This window comes from Carboxydocella sp. JDF658, assembly GCF_002049395.1.
Lineage (GTDB): Bacteria > Bacillota.
Map to the genome: position 1 here is coordinate 1 of NZ_BDLR01000054.1, position 20,351 is coordinate 20,351.

The 20,351-nt window shown below is 51.5% G+C and carries 20 protein-coding genes and 2 other annotated features; of the genes, 8 read left to right on the plus strand and 12 right to left on the minus strand.

The window, feature by feature from the left end; translation table 11 throughout:
* Positions 1-251: 251 nt before the first annotated feature.
* The 4 genes from JDF658_RS09275 to JDF658_RS09290 are packed head-to-tail and all read left to right on the plus strand — an operon-like array spanning position 252 to position 2,693.
* Positions 252-647, plus strand: coding sequence for a DsrE/DsrF/DrsH-like family protein (locus JDF658_RS09275; protein WP_078665565.1), 396 nt, complete (start codon positions 252-254; stop codon positions 645-647).
* Positions 648-666: 19 nt separating this feature from the next.
* A complete protein-coding gene (locus JDF658_RS09280; RefSeq protein WP_078665564.1) occupies positions 667-906 on the plus strand; it encodes a sulfurtransferase TusA family protein in 240 nt (79 codons plus the stop codon).
* A 35-nt stretch (positions 907-941) separates the two neighbouring features.
* Positions 942-2,081: an NAD(P)/FAD-dependent oxidoreductase gene (locus tag JDF658_RS09285; RefSeq protein ID WP_079907352.1), complete on the plus strand. Its 1,140-nt coding sequence runs from the start codon at positions 942-944 to the stop codon at positions 2,079-2,081.
* 15 nt (positions 2,082-2,096) lie between these two features.
* Positions 2,097-2,693: a DUF1641 domain-containing protein gene (locus JDF658_RS09290; RefSeq protein ID WP_079907353.1), complete on the plus strand. Its 597-nt coding sequence runs from the start codon at positions 2,097-2,099 to the stop codon at positions 2,691-2,693.
* A 56-nt stretch (positions 2,694-2,749) separates the two neighbouring features.
* On the opposite strand, the gene hcp is transcribed toward JDF658_RS09290, so the two are convergent.
* From hcp to aroF, 5 genes are all read right to left on the minus strand, one after another.
* Complete coding sequence (gene hcp / locus JDF658_RS09295) at positions 2,750-4,033, minus strand: hydroxylamine reductase (RefSeq protein ID WP_078665561.1); 1,284 nt, start codon at positions 4,031-4,033, stop codon at positions 2,750-2,752.
* 112 nt (positions 4,034-4,145) lie between these two features.
* Positions 4,146-4,592: a hypothetical protein gene (locus JDF658_RS09300; protein WP_079907355.1), complete on the minus strand. Its 447-nt coding sequence runs from the start codon at positions 4,590-4,592 to the stop codon at positions 4,146-4,148.
* Between the two features lie 308 nt (positions 4,593-4,900).
* Positions 4,901-7,327 (minus strand): phenylalanine--tRNA ligase subunit beta, encoded by a 2,427-nt coding sequence (gene pheT / locus JDF658_RS09305; RefSeq protein WP_079907356.1) that lies wholly within the window; start codon positions 7,325-7,327, stop codon positions 4,901-4,903.
* A 17-nt stretch (positions 7,328-7,344) separates the two neighbouring features.
* Complete coding sequence (pheS, locus tag JDF658_RS09310; protein WP_200805667.1) at positions 7,345-8,367, minus strand: phenylalanine--tRNA ligase subunit alpha; 1,023 nt, start codon at positions 8,365-8,367, stop codon at positions 7,345-7,347.
* 14 nt (positions 8,368-8,381) lie between these two features.
* Positions 8,382-9,191 (minus strand): 3-deoxy-7-phosphoheptulonate synthase, encoded by an 810-nt coding sequence (gene aroF, locus JDF658_RS09315; RefSeq protein ID WP_079907358.1) that lies wholly within the window; start codon positions 9,189-9,191, stop codon positions 8,382-8,384.
* Positions 9,192-9,240: 49 nt separating this feature from the next.
* Positions 9,241-9,502: a binding site (T-box leader), on the minus strand.
* 163 nt (positions 9,503-9,665) lie between these two features.
* On the opposite strand from aroF, the gene phnD reads away from it, so the two are divergent.
* The 4 genes from phnD (at position 9,666) to glgP (ending at position 13,905) form a co-directional block, all read left to right on the plus strand.
* Positions 9,666-10,547, plus strand: a complete 882-nt coding sequence (gene phnD / locus JDF658_RS09320) for a phosphate/phosphite/phosphonate ABC transporter substrate-binding protein (protein WP_159446602.1) — start codon at positions 9,666-9,668, stop codon at positions 10,545-10,547.
* Positions 10,544-11,287, plus strand: coding sequence for a phosphonate ABC transporter ATP-binding protein (locus tag JDF658_RS09325; RefSeq protein WP_079907362.1), 744 nt, complete (start codon positions 10,544-10,546; stop codon positions 11,285-11,287). The genes phnD and JDF658_RS09325 overlap by 4 nt, the downstream gene beginning before the upstream one ends.
* Positions 11,280-12,128 carry a phosphonate ABC transporter, permease protein PhnE gene (phnE, locus tag JDF658_RS09330; RefSeq protein ID WP_200805668.1) on the plus strand — a complete coding sequence of 283 codons (849 nt, stop codon included), beginning with the start codon at positions 11,280-11,282 and terminating at the stop codon, positions 12,126-12,128. The genes JDF658_RS09325 and phnE overlap by 8 nt, the downstream gene beginning before the upstream one ends.
* A gap of 61 nt (positions 12,129-12,189) precedes the next feature.
* Positions 12,190-13,905, plus strand: coding sequence for an alpha-glucan family phosphorylase (gene glgP / locus JDF658_RS09335; protein ID WP_375804200.1), 1,716 nt, complete (start codon positions 12,190-12,192; stop codon positions 13,903-13,905).
* A 99-nt stretch (positions 13,906-14,004) separates the two neighbouring features.
* Here glgP and JDF658_RS09340 read toward each other — a convergent pair whose 3' ends face one another.
* The 7 genes from JDF658_RS09340 to thrS all read right to left on the minus strand — a co-directional run bounded on the left by JDF658_RS09340 (position 14,005) and on the right by thrS (position 20,117).
* The gene (locus tag JDF658_RS09340) at positions 14,005-14,802 is read right to left on the minus strand and encodes an RNA methyltransferase (RefSeq protein WP_079907365.1); all 798 of its coding nucleotides are present in this window, start codon (positions 14,800-14,802) and stop codon (positions 14,005-14,007) included.
* A 2-nt stretch (positions 14,803-14,804) separates the two neighbouring features.
* The gene (locus JDF658_RS09345) at positions 14,805-15,455 is read right to left on the minus strand and encodes a TrkA family potassium uptake protein (RefSeq protein ID WP_078665552.1); all 651 of its coding nucleotides are present in this window, start codon (positions 15,453-15,455) and stop codon (positions 14,805-14,807) included.
* A gap of 15 nt (positions 15,456-15,470) precedes the next feature.
* A complete protein-coding gene (locus JDF658_RS09350) occupies positions 15,471-16,814 on the minus strand; it encodes a TrkH family potassium uptake protein (protein WP_078665551.1) in 1,344 nt (447 codons plus the stop codon).
* A 101-nt stretch (positions 16,815-16,915) separates the two neighbouring features.
* Positions 16,916-17,269, minus strand: a complete 354-nt coding sequence (gene rplT, locus JDF658_RS09355; protein WP_078665550.1) for a 50S ribosomal protein L20 — start codon at positions 17,267-17,269, stop codon at positions 16,916-16,918.
* A 15-nt stretch (positions 17,270-17,284) separates the two neighbouring features.
* Complete coding sequence (gene rpmI, locus JDF658_RS09360) at positions 17,285-17,479, minus strand: 50S ribosomal protein L35 (RefSeq protein WP_078665549.1); 195 nt, start codon at positions 17,477-17,479, stop codon at positions 17,285-17,287.
* A 16-nt stretch (positions 17,480-17,495) separates the two neighbouring features.
* Positions 17,496-17,993: a translation initiation factor IF-3 gene (infC, locus tag JDF658_RS09365; protein WP_242946648.1), complete on the minus strand. Its 498-nt coding sequence runs from the start codon at positions 17,991-17,993 to the stop codon at positions 17,496-17,498.
* Between the two features lie 36 nt (positions 17,994-18,029).
* Positions 18,030-18,164: a sequence feature (ribosomal protein L20 leader region), on the minus strand.
* Between the two features lie 33 nt (positions 18,165-18,197).
* Complete coding sequence (gene thrS / locus JDF658_RS09370; RefSeq protein WP_078665547.1) at positions 18,198-20,117, minus strand: threonine--tRNA ligase; 1,920 nt, start codon at positions 20,115-20,117, stop codon at positions 18,198-18,200.
* Positions 20,118-20,351: the final 234 nt, after the last annotated feature.

Genomic DNA, 20,351 nt, shown 5'->3' on the forward strand with positions numbered 1-20,351 from the left:
AAAGAATACATATACGGGGTATATGTAATAACTTAAAATACGGATTAAGTAGTATGATAAAGTTTTCCCTGCGTCAAATAATTTATGAAAACAAAAATATAAAGTGACGGGGGAAATTTATTAAAACTTACATAATACCAATCTAAGATGTATCAAGGTGGTGAGAATCTCAAAAAGGTAAGAAAATTTTTCAAATAAAAAAGCGGTTGAAAAGATTCACAAAACTAAACTAAAAAAGGAGAGAAGATAAAATGGAACAACCAAAATTAACTGTTATCCTTATTTCCGGAGAAATGGAAAAATTACATGCAGGTTGCTTGGTGAGTTCAGTAGCTGCCGTATCCGGCATGGAAGTAAACATTTTTGTAACAATGGATGCACTTAAAGCTTTCCGCAAAGATGTAATTGAATCCAAAAACTTCAAAACCGGTGAAATTGGCCAGGAGATGCTCAATAAGAACGTTGAACTTTTTTATCAGTTGTTAGAAAATGCAAGAGATATGGGCACCTGTAATGTATACGGTTGCGCAATGGCAATGGACTTAATGGAATGGAAGAAAGAAGATTTAGTAGACGTATTTGATGATATTATCGGTGTCACTGCTTTCCTTGGTAAAGCTGTAGGCAGTCAAATTATTGTAATGTAAATTGAAGGAGGTTAATAATATGTCTGAAGTACAAATTACAAAAACTATTGATGCTCGTGGTGCATTTTGTCCAGGACCATTGATGGAGTTAGTAAAAACAATTAAAAGAGGTAACGTTGGCGAAGTATACGAATTGTTATCCAGTGACAGTGGTTCGGCTAAAGATGTTCCGGAATGGGTTAGCAAGATGGGACATGAGCTTGTTTACAGTAAGCAAGACGGGAATTTTTGGCGTATAGCTGTTAAAAAATTGAAGTAATTTATTTTTTATTTTCGCACAGGGAGGTGAACCTGATGGCCAAACGCATTATCGTTTTAGGGAGTGGCGTGGCTGGTAGCATGGTGGCCAACCGCTTGGCAAAATCCATGCAAAAGGAAATATATAGTGGCGAAGTAGAAGTGTTGGTTATTGGGAACAAAAAACAGCACCTTTATCAACCTGGTTTTTTATTTATGTCCTTTAACGAAGGCACATTAGAGCAATTTTCCAGGGAACAAAAACATCTTTTACATCCAAAGGTTAAGTTTATACTTGAAGAAGCTACAAAAATTGATACAGCCAACAACACTGTAACCACTACTAAGCAATCCTATAATTATGATTTTCTGGTGATTGCAACGGGGTCGTACCCGGATTTCAATTCAGTTCCCGGGCTGGCTGAGGCTTCACATAATTTCTATACGCCTGAAGGTGCTGCGAAGTTACGTGATGAACTCTTCAAATTTAAAGGTGGTACAATCTTAATGACCATAGATGTTCCACACAAGTGTCCTGTTGCTCCGCTTGAGTGGATTTTTATGGCAGATGAACTGTTCAGAGATTTAGGAATTCGCGATAAAGTAACACTTAAGTATACTTATCCTATTGGCCGAGTTCATTCTCTGGAACCTGTTGCCGAATGGGCAGAGGCGGAATTTGAAAAACGCGGCATCGAGTATGAAGTTTTCTTTAATCTTGAAGAAGTTGATCCAAACAAAAAACTGGCATACAACATGGACGGAACCGCGCATCCTTATGATTTGCTTATCTCCGTACCGGCGCATGTCGGAGCAAAAGTGGTTAGGGATTCCAATCTTGGAGATGAAGACGGATTTATTCCCACTGACCGTTACAGTTTAAAAATGATTGGTCAAGACAATGTTTATGTTTTAGGTGATGCAACCAATCTTCCAGTAAGTAAAGCTGGTTCTACTGCTCATTATCAGGCGGATGTAGTTGTTAAAAATATTGTTAGCCAGATAAAAGGACTCCCTGCTTCTCATCGTTACAGCGGTAAAGCGTTTTGCTTTATTGAGTCAGGTTTGAATGAGGCAACCTATATTTGGTTTGATTATAAGACACCACCTCAACCTATGCCATCTTCTGAAATGTTGCACTGGTTTAAGCTTGCTTACAATGAATTGTACTGGTTATCCGTTCGTGGGATCATGTAAAGGGGGTGGTGAACCATGTCCCAACCCGCACAAAATGTTGTACACATCGTTCAAAATGACTCTGAAGCAGCAGGAAAAACCCATCAGCTGTTAGGCCTTCTCAATGCCGCCATTGATTCAATGGATGCTTCGGTAGTGCAAAACCTGGTCAGTACCGTGGTTCAAATCGGTGAAGTTGCCGATGAATTAAATACGCCGGAAATGCTTGAGCTTTTGCGAGAAGTTCAAAAGGCCGGTAAAAACCTCCAGTCTTTAATTGCTGAAGTAAATAAACTGCAGGAATCAGGCGCATTTGAGGTTTTAATTGAACTAGTAGGAATAGTAAAATCTGTAAAAGATTCTTCTACAGCAGGGGTTGTTACTGATATTCTGAAACAAGTAGTGGAATTAGTTTCGATGCTGTACCAAGTACTGGCTTTAGGTGGCGGCGAGCTTTTACTGGGTATGATAAATTCTTTGAATGAAGCCATAGAAGAAAACAAAAACAAACAACCCAAAAGCATGTTTGCTATTATACGGCAGTTGAATTCAGATCCTGATATCAAGAAGAGTGTGAATGTGCTGGTTTCATTCCTGAAAAAGTTTTCAGCTCATTTGAATCTGGAAAGGTAAGATAAAAATATATATAAACCCCCACCGGTCCAGTAAACCGATGGGGGTTTTCCTGCTTAGCCAAGAATCGCTTTCAGGTCTTCTTCCGGAGTGGTGATCAGCTGCAGGTTGTAGTTTTCCTGCAAGACCTTGAATACATTCGGAGTCACAAAAGCCGGAGGAGTAGGACCTAAGCGCATATTCTTGATACCCAGGTAGAGCAGGGTGGTCAGGATAGCAACGGCCTTCTGCTCGAACCAGGACAGCACCAGGCTCAGAGGCAGGTCGTTGACTCCGCAGTTAAAGGCATTAGCCAGGGCCAGCGCGATCTGGATCGCAGAGTAGGCGTTATTGCACTGGCCGATATCGATCAGGCGGGGAATACCATCAATGTCTCCCAGATCCAGGTGGTTGAAGCGATATTTACCACAGGCCAGGGTGAGAATAACGGTATCCTTAGGAGCCTTTTCCACGAATTCAGTGTAGTAGTTACGTCCCGGCCTGGCACCATCGCAGCCGCCTACCAGGAAGAAGTGCTTGATTTTGCCTGCTTTCACCGCTTCAATGATCTTATCGGCCAGGCTCAGTACCGGCACATGATGGAAACCGGTGGAAAGAGTGCCTTTAGGCGCTTCCGGCAAGGGCGGCAGAGATTTGGCTTTTTCAATTACCTGAGAGAAATCCCGGTTCTGAATATGGGGTACACCGGGCAGCTTCGCTACACCACAGGTGAAAATCCGGTCTTTATAGGCTTCAGCTGGCAATAGCACACAGTTAGTGGTTACCAGGATAGCGCCAGGGAACTCGGACCATTCTTTTTTCTGGTTCTGCCAGGCAGTGCCCCAGTTGCCCACCAGGTGGGGGAATTTCTTCAGTTCCGGATAAGCATGGGCCGGCAGCATTTCACCATGGGTATAGATATTGATCCCGGTGCCTTCAGTTTGCTTCAACAGCTCATACAGATCCAGCAGGTCATGGCCGGTGACCAGGATACCAGGGCCAGGCTTGCTGCCGGTTTCAACAGTGGTAGGTACGGGAGTACCAAACCGTTCGGTATTGGCCTTATCCAGCAGCTCCATAGCCTTCAGGTTAATACGACCAGCTTCCAGTACCATTTCGATATGATGGTTCAGGTCAAAGTCCACGTTGGTAAGAGTAGTGAACATTGCTTTTTCCATAAAAGCATCAATTTCTTCATCGACATAACCTAATTCCCGGGCATGATAGGCATAGGCAGCAATTCCTTTGAGGGCAAAGACCAGCAGGTCCTGCAGAGCCGCAATATCTTCGTTTTTGCCACAGACCCCTACAGTGGTGCAGCCTTTGCCGCCGGCGGTTTGTTCACACTGGTAACAGAACATGTTTTCATCATCCTCCTCTTATCTTTTTTAGTGGTAAGCTCTGGTTAAATTGTAACACAGAACAAATAAAAAAAGTGTGACCGCAGCCACACTTTTAAATGTTTTTTCAACACTAGATGTTTTTACTGATATTATCAATCACAGCATCCAGGATGTCCGTATCATCGATAATCCGCGGTCGGGCGATATTTGGATCCTTCAACTCGCCACCTTCCTGGCGTAACAGCAGGCGCGCCTCTTCTGCTTTGCCCTCTTCTACTTCCACAATTACCTTGCAGTTAACATCAGCTATTTCCTCGAACCGCCCATAACCACTGGCCATGGGGCTGGCCGCTGCCAGGGGAGATTTGCTCATATCCACCGCATGAGCGGCAGAGCGCAAAGTCAGGCCAGCCAGACTGGGTGCTCCCTCAGCACCGGCCAGATTGGTGTCCACATTCAGGTCTTCATTGTAATGGTCATTGATATCCATATAAACTTTGTTAAAGCCAGCAGCTTTCAAGCGGGCTACCGTTTCACTGGCCCGTTTGAGATTGCCAAAATAGGCCTCAATTTGCATACACACCCCTCCAGCCTTGCTGTTTAATAATAGTGTAGCCGGAGGGGTGTAGAAAGATACTAAAGGACAGAGTAAATTTCCTTGCCCTCTTCTTCAATCCTTTGCCTTAATTTACCATTGCGTAGTCAATTGAGTTCAATAATATCCACCTTCAGGATGCCAGCTGCTTCGTCTATAGCCAGGTAAAGCTCAGCGGGCAAATTTTCCGAGTTTTTTTTTATATTTTTATCCAAACCACTCATTTTAATTCTCCTTCTGTCCTTCTGGCCAGCTCCTGAAAATGTCCCCCATCGCGGAACAAAATCCGCCTAGCGCAGCTTGCCACCAAACTCCGCAGCTACAGCAGTCAGGATCCGCTCCTGCCGGGCATTTACTTCTTCATCGGTCAAGGTACGGTCAGCCGCCTGGTAATAGAGGCTGAGAGCCATGCTCTTCCATCCCGCCGGCACCTGGGTCCCCTGGTAGACATCGAAGATTTCCACCCGCTCCAGGATTTCATCGCCCTGTTCCCGCACTACCCGCAACAGTTCTTGCGCCGGGGTTTCCACCGGTACCAGCAGGGCCAAATCCCGGGCAATGCCGGGGAAGCGGGCCAGGGGCTGGTATTGTTTCACTCCACCTGCAACAGCAAAGAGATTTTCCAGGTACATTTCGCCAGTTACAATCTCCCCGCTCAATTCATAGTTTTCCACCACATCAGGGTGAAGCTGCCCGATCAAGGCCAGTTCCCGGCCGCCAGCTACTGCCCGTGCCGTACGGCCCGGATGGAAGGTGGGCAGGAAATCCACCGGCTGCCAGCGTACATCAGTAATACCTAACAGCTGAAATAATCCCTCGGCAATGCCTTTGGCCCAGTAGAAATCATAGGGCTGGCCTGCCCCCAGCCAGCTGCGAGGGCTGCTGCCCAGGCCCAGGAAGGCCAGCTCCAGGCTTTCCCGTGGCAATTCTCCTTCCCCCAGGGGCAGGAAAACATGACCCTGTTCAAAAATGGCCATTTCCCTGAGCCGCCGGTTATAATTGCGTCGCGCTGTCTCCAGCAGGCCCGGCAGGAGAGTGGTCCGCATTTGTGATGCTTCCTCACTGAGAGGATTCTGGATTACTACCGCCCGGGCCAGGGGACTGCCCTGGGGCAGGTTCAACTTCTCCAGCTGGCCGGGATTGGCAAAGCTGAGATTGATCACTTCCGTCAGGCCCGCTCCGACCAGATAGTCCCGCACCCGGGCCGCCAGGGCCTGTTCCCGCTTCAAGCGTCCCTGGGTGGTAGCCATTACCGGCAAATCAGTAGGAATGCGGTCGTAGCCATAGAGCCGGGCTACTTCCTCAATCAGATCAGCTTCAATGCTCAGGTCCTGGCGCCGGCTGGGAACTGTTACTACCAGTACGCCCGGTTCCGCTTCGTTCACGGTCAAACCCAGGCGTTCCAGCAGCTCAGCAATTTCTGCAGAGGTCAGCTGCAGCCCCAGATAGGAATTAACCCGCTGGGTTTTCAGCCTGATCACCGGTGCCTGCCACTTTTCCACCTGTACATCAACCATACCGGCTGCCACTTGCCCGCCAGCCAGCCGTTCCAGCAAATGGGCCGCCCGCCGGGCAGCTAATGGTGCCAGCTCAGGATCCAGTCCCTTTTCAAAGCGCAGGGATGCTTCTGACCTCAGCCCCAGTTTGCGGGAGGTCCGGCGCACAGTGGCTCCGGCAAACCAGGCCGATTCCAGCAGAATATGGCTGGTAGCCGCTGTTACCTCAGTATCCAGTCCACCCATGACCCCGGCCAGAGCCACGGCCCGCTGGCTGTCGGCAATGACCAGGTCATCATTGCTCAGCGTCCGCTCTTGCCCGTCCAAAGTGGTCAGCTCTTCGCCCTCTGCTGCCCGCCGCACCACAATCCGCTGTCCCTGCAAGGTATCATAATCGAAAGCATGCAGGGGTTGGCCTAGTTCCAGCATGACATAGTTGGTAATATCCACCACATTGTTGATGGGACGTACTCCCGCTGCTTGCAAACGATTTTGCAGCCATAGGGGTGAAGGCCCCAGCTTGACTTCCCGAATAACCGTTGCTGTGTAGCGTTTACATAGATCAGCAGCAACGATATCCACCTGGACCTGTTCCGCTGCCCCCGGCTGGTATTCCCGGTAATCCAGGGCCGGCAGGCGCACTTCCCGGCCCAGTAAAGCCGCCACCTCATAGGCTACTCCCAGCATGGACAGGCAATCCGACCGGTTGGGGGTGAGTTCCAGCTCCAGAACCACATCATTTAAGCCCAGAATTTCCTTGATATCTGCTCCCAGGGGGATGTCCGGAGGCAGAATCAGGATCCCGTCCTGTTGTCCTTCCGGCAGCAATCGTTTTTCAATCCCCAGTTCTTCTCCGGAACAGAGCATGCCATTGGACTCTATCCCTCTGAGTTTGCCCCGCTTGATTTTGATATCCCCCGGCAGCCGCGCTCCCACCAGGGCCACGGGCACCACATCCCCGGCCTGGACATTGGTGGCACCGGTAACGATTTGCAGCCACTCAGCTTCCCCGACATTGACCTGGCAAATCCGCAGCTTATCGGCATTGGGATGGGCTTCAATCTTTTCCACCCGGCCCACGACTACCTTTTCTATCCCTTCCCCCCGGTAGTGCAGGTTTTCCACTGCTACCCCGGAACGGGTCATTTTTTCTGCCAGTTCCTCGGGGGTAATCCCCGTCAAATCCACATATTCCTGTAACCAGTTAAAGGAAACACGCACTCTCTCTTCCCTCCAGTCTAAAATTGTTGCAGGAAACGCAAGTCATTATCAAAGAGCAGGCGCAGGTCATCGATACCGTATTTCAGCATAGCGATCCGCTCTACCCCCATGCCAAAGGCAAAGCCAGTCACTTCCTCGGGATTATAGCCGGACATGGCCAGTACATTGGGGTGAACCATCCCGGCCCCTAAAATCTCCAGCCACCCTGTCCCTTTGCAAACCCGGCAGCCCGCACCGCCGCACATCATACAGGAAATATCCACCTCGGCACTGGGTTCAGTAAAGGGAAAGAAACTGGGGCGGAGGCGGATTTCCCGCTCCGGTCCGAACATTTGCCGGGCGAACAGTAGCAGCGTACCCTTGAGATGGGCAAAAGAAATATCGCGATCTATCACCAGCCCCTCCACCTGGTGGAACATGGGAGAATGGGTAGCATCATCATCGCGTCGATAGACTTTGCCCGGAGCGATAATTTTCACTGGCACCTGAGGCCGCATGGCCTCCATGGTACGTACCTGTACCGGTGAAGTATGGGTACGCAGCAGAATTTCCGAGGTTACATAAAAGGAATCCTGCATATCCCGGGCCGGATGATCCCTGGGGATATTCAATGCTTCGAAATTATAGTAGTCATATTCTACTTCCGGGCCCTCCGCCACGGCAAAGCCCATACCCATGAAGATTTCCTGGATTTCCTCCAGCACCTGGGTGAGAGGATGCTTATGGCCTCTTAATACCGGGCGGCCGGGTAAAGTAACATCAATTTTTTCCCGGGCCAGCCTTTCCTGTTTGGCTTTTTCCTTCAGCTCAGCGGTTTTTCTCTCCAGAGCTGACTCCAATCGCTCCCTTACCGTATTGGCCAGCTGGCCGATGACCGGCCGCTCTTCCGGGCTTAGTGTTCCCATGCCGCGCAGGATTTGAGTCAGTTCCCCTTTCTTGCCCAGATATTTTACCCGTATTTCATTTAATGCGTTCAGGTCCTGAACCCCGCTGATTTCCTGCAGGGCCGTCTGTTCCATTTGCTCCAGTTGTTGCCGCACAGTCGCTTTCCTCCTTATGCCAAACTTTTTCCAACCGCCCTCGCCACAGGCTCCAGTTCCTGTAAGAGGCGGGCAAATTGCTCGAAATTGAGGGATTGTTGCCCATCACACAAAGCCTGGTCAGGCTCCGGATGCACTTCAATCAAAAGCCCATCAGCACCACAGGCTACCGCTCCCCGGGCCAGCGGCCCCACCAGCCGTCTTTGCCCGCTGGCATGGCTGGGGTCCACCACTACCGGAAAACCCACTTCCTGTTTGAGCCAGGCTACCGCCCCCAGGTCCAGGGTATTGCGGGTAGCCGGTTCAAAGGTGCGAATCCCCCGTTCACAGAGGATAATCTGATCATTGCCTTCCGCCAGAATGTATTCGGCTGCCGCTAACCATTCCTGCAGGGTGGCCGCCAGGCCCCGCTTCAGGAGTACCGGTTTACCCAGGCGACCGACTTTGCGCAAAAGGCTGAAATTCTGCATATTGCGGGAACCGATCTGGATGATATCCAGCACCTCTGCTCCCGCCCGCAGGGAATCCTCATCAATTACTTCCGAAACCAGCAAAAGTCCGTATCTGGCCTTGGCTTCAGCCAGTAATTCCAGGCCAGCTTCCCCCAGGCCCTGAAACCCCCTGGGACTGGTACGGGGTTTAAAAGCACCCCCGCGCATGACTTTTATTCCTAATTTGTGCAGCGCTTCAGCACAGGCCAGAACCTGTTGACGGCTTTCCACGGCGCAAGGACCGGCCATGGGCACCACCTGGCTGCCGCCAAAAAAGATCTCACCCACCTTCACCGGTTTAGGATTGGGGTTTTTCAATACCTGCATTTCCATCCCATGACCCTCCTTTTGCTTTAGAAATAAAATAAGCTTCGTCCCAAAATAATGGGACGAAGCCTGTGCTCCGCGGTACCACCCAGTTTCCGGCTGATAGCCGGCACTCATTAAGCATACGGGACCGTAAGTCCGATATGCCCCCCGGGATAACGGTCAGGGTGGCCGGCCGCACCTACTGGCCGAAATGGCGTTCAGCTGGCTGCTCAGGAGGGAACTTCGCTACGGCTAACCTGGCAGGGCTTCCAGTCGCCGACCCCGCCTCCCTGGGAGGTATGACCCGTGCTACTTTTCTCCGTCATCGCTTTTATTGTTTTGTTTGCTGAGTATTATATACAATTTTCGCGTTCAATGTCAAGTTATAAGCAAAATTTATCACCAGCTCAATCTGATAAAAAACTTTAATTGGACGAAAAAAAGTAATTTATGCTATAGTAACCATGAAATAAGATTAGCTTGAAGGAGATGAGGGTTGTGATCAGAAAAGCACTCACCCTGTTGCTCATACTGGTGGCCTTGCTGTCCGCAGCTTGCAGCCAGCAAACAGCCACTACCAGTGAGAAAAAAGAGCAGCCCAAGGTATTACGGGTCGGCCTCATACCCAACCAGGCCCCGGAGAAAATTAAAGCCAAATATGAGCCTTTCCGCAAATATCTCGAGGAAAAGCTGGGCCTGCCGGTAGAGCTGTTTGTTGCCACCAACTATGCCGGTGTAGTAGAAGCAATGGCTGCAGATAAACTGGATATGGCCTATTTCGGCGGTCTCACCTATGTACAGGCCAAACAAAAAGCGAAAATTCATCCTATCGTCACGGAGATTGACAGTGAAACCAAAACTACCAAATACTACAGCCTGATTATTACCCCGGCCAATAGCCCTATTAAAACCCTGCAGGATTTGAAAGGCAAAACCTTCGCCTTCGGGGATATAAACTCCACCTCCGGTTCCCTGTATCCACGGATTATGCTGGACCGGGCCGGGCTGAAGGTACCGGATGATTTCGCCAATATCATCTATACCGGCAAACATGATGCCACTGCTCTGGCTGTTCAGAATGGCAAAGTGGATGCCGGCGGCCTGGAGGGCCGAATTTTGAACAAGCTAATTGAAGATGGCAAAATCGACAAAAACAAAATCCGTATTCTGGCCAAATCTGACCCCATTGAAGGGTATCCCTGGTGTGTCCAGGACAGCATGGACCCTCAGCTGGAAGCAAAAATAGTGGACGCTTTTCTCAGCATCAAAGATCCGGAGTTGCTCAAGCTTTTACGGGCTGAAGGCTTTGCCAGGGTTAAAGCCGAAGACTACGCCTATGTAGAACAGGAAGCCAGACGACTGGGGTTGTTAAAACAATGAAGCCGATCATACAGGTAGAGAATGTCAGCAAGGTCTATGGCAATGGTACCCAGGCCCTCAAAGAAGTGTCTTTTTCAATCCAGGCGGGAGAACGGGTGGGAATTCTCGGGCCCAGCGGCTCCGGGAAAACCACCCTTTTCCGGCTTTTAAACGGCTCGCTATTACCCACTTCCGGCAGAATCTCGGTGCTGGGGCAGGACCTGGACAGGCTCAGCCATCGGGAATTGCGCCAGCTTCGCACCCGCATCTCCCTGATCTATCAAAACTATAATCTGATTTCGGAACTTAGTGTTGCCCACAATGTCTACATGGGCCGTCTGGGCAGTATCTCTCCCTGGCAGGTCTGGCGCTCCCTCTGGTGGCTAACTGCCCGGGAACGGGAGGAAATCCAGGCAGTACTGGCCAGTGTCGGTCTGGCCGATAAACTGGAAGTGAAGGCCAGTGAACTTTCCGGGGGTCAGCAGCAACGGGTAGCGATTGCCCGTACCATCCTGGCCCGGCCGCAAATTATCCTGGCTGATGAACCCATTGCTTCGGTGGATATCAACACTGCCCATCTTTTGCTCAATACCCTTCGGGAACTCAACGAAAATCACGGTACCACCCTGTTGTTCAACCTGCACCAGGTGGACTTTGCCCTGACCTACTGTCAGCGTCTGCTGGTCTTGCACAGAGGCCAGCTGGTCTATGATGGCCCACCGGAGGCTTTCCCCGGACCGGGGAGGTGGGCTGATGCTTAAGCGAATGATGCGCCATCTGACTCTGATCCTCTTTCTGCTGCTGCTGGTCAGCTGGAGTTTCAGCTATACTAAATTCCAGCCCGCTGCTTTCCGGGAAGCCGGTAACCTGAAGAACATGCAGGCCTTTCTGCTGGGCCTCTGGCCCCCGGATTTCAGCCCGGAATTTCTCAGAACTGTGGGCAAACTTCTGCTGGAAACCCTGGCTATTTCCACTGCCGGTACCGCCCTGGCAATCATGGGAGCCATTCCCCTGACTATCCTGGCTACCCCGCCCCGGGGTGAAGAGCTCTCCCGGGTCGCGCAGGGAACCCTGCCCTGGCTGCTGCGCTGGGGATTGTATTATCTCAGCCGCTCGCTTTTGAATCTCTGCCGGGCCGTCCCCGAGCTGCTCTGGGCCCTGATCTTTATCACCGCTGTCGGTCTGGGCCCTTTTCCGGGTGTACTGGCTCTGGCTACCCACAGTCTGGGCATTCTGGGCAAACTCTATGCCGAAATTCTTGAGGCGACTGACCAGCGGCTGGTAGATACGGTGCGGGCTACTGGCGCCTCTGAGCTGGCGGTGCTGCTTTATGCCCGCATTCCTGTAAATCTGCCGGTACTGCTCTCCTATACCCTCTTTCGCTGGGAATGCAACATGCGAGCTGCTACCGTCCTGGGTTTTGTGGGAGCCGGCGGGATCGGTACCCAGCTAACCCTCAGCATGCAGTTGTTTGCCTATCACGAAGTAGCTACTCTGGTGCTGGTTATTCTCCTCCTGGTTCTGGGGCTGGATTTACTGGGACAATTTATCCGCAACAGCCTGCTAAACCAGCCAATCACCTGCAAAGATGAACTGGAATAGAATAATGTTTTTCGCCTCTAGAAAAACTAATGCTGATCAAGGAGACAGGAGGCGAGAAACTTTGCAGTACCAGCAACAAAAAACCCTGCCCAGGGTAGCATATTTTTGTATGGAATATGGTCTTCACCCCCAGCTCCCTATTTATGCCGGTGGACTGGGAATTTTAGCCGGTGATTATCTCAAGGCGGCCCGGGACATGGGCTTGCCGGTAGTAGGTATCGGTATCCTCTGGGCTCAGGATTATACTGAACAATACATCGGGGCCGATGGTCGTCCCTATGATGTTTTCCCGACTTATGACTACAGTTTCCTGCAGGACACAGGTGTAACGGTTACCGTGAATGTGCGGGGCGAGGAAGTGGTTTGCCGCATCAAAAAAGTGGACCAGTATGGCAATGCTCCCCTATACCTGCTGGACACCAACTATCCCGGCAGCCGTCACGGCTGGATTACCTCCAAACTCTACGGCGGCAGCAACCAGGACCGGGTGGCCCAGGAAATTGTGCTGGGTATCGGCGGAGTGCGGGCTCTGAGGGCCCTGGGCATAGAAGTGGATATTTATCATTTCAATGAAGGCCATGCGGTTTTTGCCGGGCTGGAACTGATCCGGGAAAAAATGGCCCAGGGCCTCTCTTTTCAGGAAGCCTGGCGGGCCGCCCGCCGCCAGATTGTCTTTACTACCCATACACCGGTTCCGGCCGGAAATGAGGTGCATGACCACGGACTCCTGCAATTTATGGGCGCCTATAATGGCCTTACCTATGAGCAAATGCGTCTGATCGGCGGCGATCCCTTTGGCATGACGGTAGCCGGTTTGCGGCTCTCCTGTATTGCTAACGGAGTCTCCCGTATCCACGGGGAAGTAGCCCGCCGGATGTGGAAGCAGATAAGCAATTCTGCCCCCATCATTTCCGTCACCAATGGAGTACATGATCGAACCTGGCAGGATCCGGCCATCTGGGATGCCTATCAGAAGGGACAAAGTCTCTGGCCGGCCCACCAGGCAGCCAAACAGCGCTTAATCGATTTCATCCGCCAGCGTACCGGTACGCCTTTAAATCCCAGTGCCCTGCTGGTAGGATTTGCCCGGCGGGCTGCCCCGTATAAACGCTCGGACCTGATTTTCCGCAATACTTCCCTGATCGAGCCCCTGCTGCTGAACGGCAAATTGCAACTGGTCTTTTCCGGTAAAGCTCATCCTGCTGATGAACATGGCAAAAATATTATCGCCGACCTGGTCAAAATGGACCGCCGCTTTGGCGATGCCGTCGTCTTCCTGGAAAACTACAACATGGAAGTGGCCAAATACCTGGTTCAGGGCTGTGATGTCTGGCTCAATAACCCCAGGCGGCCCTTAGAAGCCAGCGGTACTTCGGGCATGAAGGCTGCCATGAATGGAGTGCTGAACCTGAGTGTCGTGGATGGCTGGGTAGCCGAAGGTCCCCAGCATGGTATCAGCGGCTGGCTGCTGGACCATGTAATTGAGAAAAATGCCGCCCACTGGGATCAGGACGCCGAGGATCTGAAGGCCCTCTATCATATTCTGGTCAATGAAGTAATCCCCACCTACTATGAAGACAAGGACCGCTGGGGCCGGATGATGCGGGCCAGTATCGAAATGTCCCGGGAAAAATTCTCCGCCCATCGTATGATCCGGGAATATTATGAACAGCTCTACAGCAAAGGGGGTCGTGACCCTGAACGACGCACCTTTATCCATATCACTCCCGAAGGTATGGATATTTTTCAGTCTGTGCTGCCGGAAGCCGCCCATTAAAAAAGAGCCCATCTCCGGGCTCTTTTTTACAGTCCTTTACCTTTTTCCCTGGCTATGCGCAGCATTTCACCCACCGAGGCCCGGCGGGCAAACCCCCGCCTAAACGACGGAGTTCTGACGAATAGTTTCATACATCAGGATACCGGCAGCCACAGCCACATTCAGGGATTCGGCCCCTCCCGGCATGGGAATGGTTACCCGCTCCCGGGCCAGAGCCAGCAATTCAGGACTCAACCCCCGGCCTTCATTGCCCAGCAAAAGCAAGCGGGGCTGTCGCCAGTCTAACCGGTAATAGGGAACTGCTCCTTCCAGGGCAGTAGCTGTTACCCACCAGCCCAGTTCTGCTGCTGCCCGAACAGCGGCCAGGCTGTCGGTCAAATCCCGGCAGGGCAGGTGAAAGATGGCACCCATGGTGGCCCGTACCGTTTTAGGATTATACAGATCGCAGCTATCCGGGGTGGTCCAAACCTCCCTGATACCGGCGGCAAAGGCAGTGCGAATGATGGTCCCCAGATTACCTGGATCCTGAATCCCATCCAGCACCAGTATTATTCCCCGCCCAGGCCGGGGGAGGGCAAAATCCTGCTGCCGTACCGGCACCACCGCCACCAGACCCTGCGGCGTCTCAGTGGCGCTGAGTTTGGCCAGCACCCCTTCACTAACCTCCTGGCAAGGAATGGCTCGTTCCTTTAACTGCCGAAACAGGGCCTGTCCCCGCTCTTTACCAATCCCGGCAGCTGTATAATAAACTTTAGTAACCGGATAATCGGCTTTCAGGACTTCTTCCAGCAAGCGCACTCCTTCCACCAGAAAAGCTTGCTGTTCGCGGCGCCCTCTGGCTGTCAGCAGGCGAGCCCGCTCCTTGATTTCCGGATTGGCTGTGGAGGTAATTATCACTTTTAGCCCTCCATCCGCAGTTTTTTCAGGGATTTGTTATCTCCGATCACTACCAGGATATCATTATTCATAATCATGGTCTGACCGCCGGGAGCGACGATGATTTCCTCCCCGCGCTTAATAGCCATGATGTTAACTTTGTACTTGTTACGAATATTGGACTGCGCCAGTGTCTTCCCCACCAGGTCATCGGGGGCAATGATTTCCAGGATACTGTAATCCCGGGAAAGTTCAATATGATCCAGCACATTGCAGGAAACCAGGTTTTGCGCTACCCTGACGGCCATATCCCGTTCCGGATATACCACCTGGTCAGCTCCTACCCTGGCCAGCACCTTGCCATGCAGTTCATTCTGGGCTTTGGCGATTACTTTTTTTACTCCCATTTCTTTCAGCATGACAGTAACCAGAATGCTGGCCTGCACATCGGCCCCGATCGCCACGATAACCTTGTCGAAGTTGGTCAGGCCCAGTTCCCGCAAGACAGCTTCATCCAGTACGTCCGCTTCCACAGCATGGGTAACAAAATCGCGGATTTCCTGCACCCGGTCTTCATCCTTGTCCACCGCCAGTACCTCATGCCCCATAGTCGTCAGGGTCTTAGCCATTGCGGTGCCGAAACGCCCCAAACCAATAACGGCAAATTGTTGCATTTTGCCTGCCTCCTTTTAACCCACCAGAATCTTCTCTTCTGGATGTCTGATCAGATTCGGCTTTTCCATCTGGGCCAGAGCCATAAACATGGTCAGGGGCCCCAGCCGCCCGATAAACATAGTCATGGTGATCAGCAGTTTCCCGGCCAGAGATAGTTTAGGAGTAAGCCCCAGGGTTAACCCCACAGTGCCGAAAGCAGACACTGTCTCAAACAGGACAGTAAGATAATCCGCTTCCTCTGTGACGGTCAGAATCATGCTGACCAAACTGACTACACCAATGGCCAGGGCAGTGATGGCCATGGCCCGGTAGATTATTTCCTGGCCCAAACGGCGTTCAAACACTTCCACTTCCGTTTTGCCCCTTACCACAGACCAGACTGCCGCAGCCAGGGCTCCGAAGGTGGTGGTCTTGATCCCGCCCCCGGTCGACCCCGGGGAAGCCCCGATAAACATCAGCATAATCAGGATGATAACCGTAGTCGGACGGATATGGGCCAGATCCAGGGTATTAAAACCGGCAGTACGCGGGGTAACTGCCTGAAAGAGACTGGCCAGAATTTTGGTATCCCAGGCCAGGGGCCGCAAAGTAAAGGGGTTACTGAATTCCAGAAAATACACGGCAACCGCACCAATGATCACCAGAGCCGAAGATATAGCAAAAACCATTTTACTGTGCAGGGACAACTGTTTCCATTTCCGGTGTTTCCCCCGGTGAATTTCAGCAATAACAGCAAAGCCCAAACCGCCCAGGGTAATCAGAGCCATCACCGTCAGATTGAGGCCCCAGTTACCCACTTCACTGGTAAGACTGGAAAAATTGCCGAACAGGTCAAACCCGGCATTGCAAAATGCACTTATACCATGAAAGATGCCATACCAGAGAGCTTGTCCCCAGCCCAGGCGCTCATGCAGAAAATACGCAATCAAAAGGGCACCTGTGCCTTCAATGATAATTGTGGTAACCAGCACATACCGGGCCAGCTTGACCATCCCCTGTAATGACCACTGGTTCAGAGATTCCCTGATCAGGATCCGTTCCTTTAACCCAATTTTCCGCCCCAGCAAAACAAAGATGTAGGCGGTCATGGTCATAAAGCCCAATCCCCCTATTTGAATAAGGCTGAGCAACACAATCTGCCCAAACAGGGTAAAGGTGGTGGCTGTATCCACCACAACCAGGCCAGTTACGCAAACGGCTGAAGTGGCTTCAAACAGGGCATCCACAAAAGCTAAGCCCTGCCCGTTTTTAGTGGCAATGGGTAAGGTAAGCAGGAAAGCACCCAGCAAAATAACAGTTGCAAAACCAATTACCAGTACCCTGGCCGGAGCTGTCAGCCAGGTCCAAATCCTTCGCATAAAATGAGCCTCCCCGGTTTTTTCAGGGTTTTTCGCCATAGATGTAAAGGGCATGGCAATGCCATACCCTTTTTTATTCTTACCCGGTATTCAGCTTGCAATTACAGGCTGGCCTTGGCTTTTTCCACCAGCTGGCTGAAAGCCTGCATATCATTGACAGCCAGGTCGGCCAGCATCTTCCGGTTGATTTCGATACCGGCCTTTTTCAGGCCATTGATCAAGCGGCTATAGGAGATGCCATTCATCCGGGCAGCAGCATTGATCCGGGCAATCCACAGTTTGCGGAATTCGCCCTTGCGATCCTTCCGGTCCCGGTAGGCATACATCAGGGACTTCATCACCTGCTGGTTAGCCATGCGGAATTTCTTGGACTTAGCACCCCAGTAGCCTTTGGCCAGTTTCAAAATCTTTTTATGTCTTCTCCGTGTTACGGTACCACCTTTAACGCGCGGCATTGACCTTTACCTCCTTTAGTAGGGCAACAAGACCCGCAGTTTTCTTTCATTGGTTTTGTCAACTACTGTAGCAGTGCGCAAACGGCGCTTGCGAGCCGGAGCTTTCTTCTCCAGAATATGGCTGTGGAAAGCTCTTCTTCTTTTGAACTTTCCAGTTCCGGTTTTCTTGAAACGTTTAGCTGCACCGCGGTGGGTTTTCATCTTCGGCATAGCAGGATCCTCCTCCCTAGTCGTGTTGTTTTGGTGCAAGAATCATTATCATATTCCTGCCTTCCACTTTGGGGGCCCGTTCCACAACGGCATAGTCCCGGACATAGTCGGCCAGCCGTTCCAGCAGCTGTTGGCCCAGCTCGGGGTGAGTGATTTCCCGGCCCCGGAACATGATGGTGGCCTTGACTTTGTCGCCATCCTTCAGAAAGCGCAGGACATGATTGGCTTTAACTTCAAAATCATGCTGCTCAATACTGGGACGCAGCTTAATTTCCTTAACACTGATCACTTTCTGTTTTTTCCGGGCTTCCTTTTCCCGTTTAGACTGCTCATAACGGTATTTGCCGTAATCCATAATCCGGCACACCGGCGGTTTGGCAGTAGGAGCCACCTCCACCAGGTCGAGATTACGCTCGGCCGCAATGCGCAGGGCATCCTTGATAGGCATGATGCCCAGCTGTTCCCCGTTTTCGTCCACTACGCGGACTTCCTTGACCCGGATCTCCTCATTGATACGCAATTCCTTGCTAATAATCAGTCACCTCCTGCTGAAATTACAAAAAGGCGGATGGATATCCATCCGCCTGAAAGTCCTCACTCTACGGCCAAGCCGTAATGTTCGACCCTATCAACCTCAGTGACCCGCTGTCCTGAGGTGAGAAGCGGATGGCTTCTGCTTGGTTGTCTCACTCAGCATAGTATAACATCCAGACCGGGATTAGTCAAGAGCTTTTTCCCGAATTTCCAGCAAGACCCTTTCCTGCAGTTCTTCCGGAGTCATGCTGCCCAGATCTCCCTGGCCCCGACGCCGTACGGCAACGGTACCAGCTTCCACTTCCCTGTCCCCCAGTACCAGCATATAGGGGACTTTCTCCAGCTGGGCCTCCCGGATTTTGTAACCAATCTTTTCATTGCGGTCATCCAGCTCTACCCGGATGCCAGCCCCCTGCAGCTGCTGATACAGTTTCACGGCGTAATCCCGGGCCCGGTCGGTTACAGTCAACAGCTTAACCTGAACCGGTGCCAGCCACACCGGGAAAGCCCCGGCAAAATGTTCGGTCAGAATGCCAATAAAACGCTCGATAGAGCCAAAGACCACCCGGTGAATCATTACCGGCCTGTGTTTTTGCCCATCTTCACCCACATAGGTCAGGTCAAATTTCTCCGGCATCTGGAAGTCCAGCTGAATGGTACCGCACTGCCAGGTCCGTCCCAGGCAATCCTTGAGGTGGAAGTCAATTTTAGGTCCGTAAAAGGCGCCATCCCCTTCATTGACCTTGTATTCCATCCCTCTGGCCTCCAGCGCCTCCCGCAGGGCACTGGTAGCCAGCTCCCAGATCTCATCTGACCCCATGGAGTCCTCCGGTCGGGTGGACAATTCCACTTTGTATTCGAAGCCGAAAGTGGAGTAAAATTTGTCGATTAACTCGATTACTCCCAGAATTTCGTCCTTAATCTGCTCTGGCAACATGAAGATATGGGCATCATCCTGGGTAAAACAGCGCACCCGCATCAAGCCATGTAATACCCCCGATTTTTCATGGCGATGGACCAGCCCCATTTCCCCATAGCGCAAGGGCAAATCCCGATAGGAATGGAGCTGGGACCGGTAGACCAGAATAGCTCCAGGACAGTTCATCGGTTTGACAGCATAATCTTCGTCATCGATTTTAGTAAAATACATATTTTCTTTGTAGTGGGCCCAGTGGCCAGAACGCTCCCAGAGCTGCCGGTTCAGAATGATAGGAGTACGGATTTCCTGATAACCCGCCTTGCGATGCTCTTCCCGCCAGAAACTCTCCAGTTCATTGCGAATTATCATCCCTTTGGGGAAGAAGAAAGGAAAACCAGGGCCTTCATCCATAATATCAAACAGCTTCAATTCCTGGCCGATTTTGCGATGATCCCGGCGTTTGGCCTCTTCCAGCCGGAACAGATACTGTTCCAGGTCTTCCTTTTTGAAAAAGGCAGTAGCATAAAGGCGCTGCAGCATCTTGTTCTTTTCACTGCCCCGCCAGTAGGCTCCGGCAATGCTCATGATCTTGAAAGCCTTGATCCGGCCACTGGAGGGCAAATGGGGCCCGGCACAGAGGTCAACAAAATCCCCCACCTGGTAAATGCTGATCACCGCATCTTCCGGCAGGTCATTGATGATCTCCACCTTGTAGATTTCTCCCCGTTTCCCGAACAGGGCCAGCGCCTCCTCCCGGCTGATTTCCTTACGGATAAAGGGCAAATCCTCTTTGACCAATCGGGCCATTTCCGCCTCGATAGCGGCAAAATCCTCGGGAGTAAAGGTATGGGGGCTGTCAAAGTCATAGTAAAAACCATCGGCAATGGCCGGACCAATCCCAAATTTAGTACCAGGGTAAAGTTTCTGCACGGCAGCCGCCATAATATGAGCGGCACTATGGCGCAGGATTTCCAGCGCTTCCGGGCTCTCAGCTGTGATAATCTCCAGCGCCCCCGAACCAGGTAAAGGCTGATGCAAATCGATAATCCTGTCATTCATTTTCCCCGCCAGAGCGGCTTTGGCCAAACCCCGGCCGATACTGGCCGCTACCTCTGCTACTGTAGTTCCCTGCGGATACTCTCGCACTGAGCCATCTTTCAAAGTAATCTCTAACTGTTCAGCCATTGATTAAACCCCCTTTTTCTGCAGACCAAAAATAAAAAGCTTTCATCCCTATGGGACGAAAGCTCTGCTTCCGCGGTTCCACCCAAATTGTTTTGCCAGCTGGCAAAACCTCTCCATCCCGATAACGGCGGGCGCCGTCCGTCACTACTCACCAACCGGTTTTGGCAACGGCACTCCGGGGTGGTTTCATCTGCTCCTCTCCTTAGCAGGGCTTGCAGCCGGTGACCCCGCCTC

Coding starts and splice junctions, on each gene's coding strand:
- JDF658_RS09290 (WP_079907353.1), top strand. CDS start 2,097: ATGTCCCAACCCGCACAAAATGTTGTACACATCGTTCAAAATGACTCT.
- JDF658_RS09300 (WP_079907355.1), bottom strand. CDS start 4,592: ATGCAAATTGAGGCCTATTTTGGCAATCTCAAACGGGCCAGTGAAACG.
- JDF658_RS09325 (WP_079907362.1), top strand. CDS start 10,544: ATGAAGCCGATCATACAGGTAGAGAATGTCAGCAAGGTCTATGGCAAT.
- thrS (WP_078665547.1), bottom strand. CDS start 20,117: ATGGCTGAACAGTTAGAGATTACTTTGAAAGATGGCTCAGTGCGAGAG.
- JDF658_RS09280 (WP_078665564.1), top strand. CDS start 667: ATGTCTGAAGTACAAATTACAAAAACTATTGATGCTCGTGGTGCATTT.
- phnE (WP_200805668.1), top strand. CDS start 11,280: ATGCTTAAGCGAATGATGCGCCATCTGACTCTGATCCTCTTTCTGCTG.
- rpmI (WP_078665549.1), bottom strand. CDS start 17,479: ATGCCGAAGATGAAAACCCACCGCGGTGCAGCTAAACGTTTCAAGAAA.
- hcp (WP_078665561.1), bottom strand. CDS start 4,033: ATGTTCTGTTACCAGTGTGAACAAACCGCCGGCGGCAAAGGCTGCACC.
- aroF (WP_079907358.1), bottom strand. CDS start 9,191: ATGGAAATGCAGGTATTGAAAAACCCCAATCCTAAACCGGTGAAGGTG.
- rplT (WP_078665550.1), bottom strand. CDS start 17,269: ATGCCGCGCGTTAAAGGTGGTACCGTAACACGGAGAAGACATAAAAAG.
- JDF658_RS09275 (WP_078665565.1), top strand. CDS start 252: ATGGAACAACCAAAATTAACTGTTATCCTTATTTCCGGAGAAATGGAA.
- JDF658_RS09350 (WP_078665551.1), bottom strand. CDS start 16,814: ATGCGAAGGATTTGGACCTGGCTGACAGCTCCGGCCAGGGTACTGGTA.
- JDF658_RS09285 (WP_079907352.1), top strand. CDS start 942: ATGGCCAAACGCATTATCGTTTTAGGGAGTGGCGTGGCTGGTAGCATG.
- JDF658_RS09345 (WP_078665552.1), bottom strand. CDS start 15,455: ATGCAACAATTTGCCGTTATTGGTTTGGGGCGTTTCGGCACCGCAATG.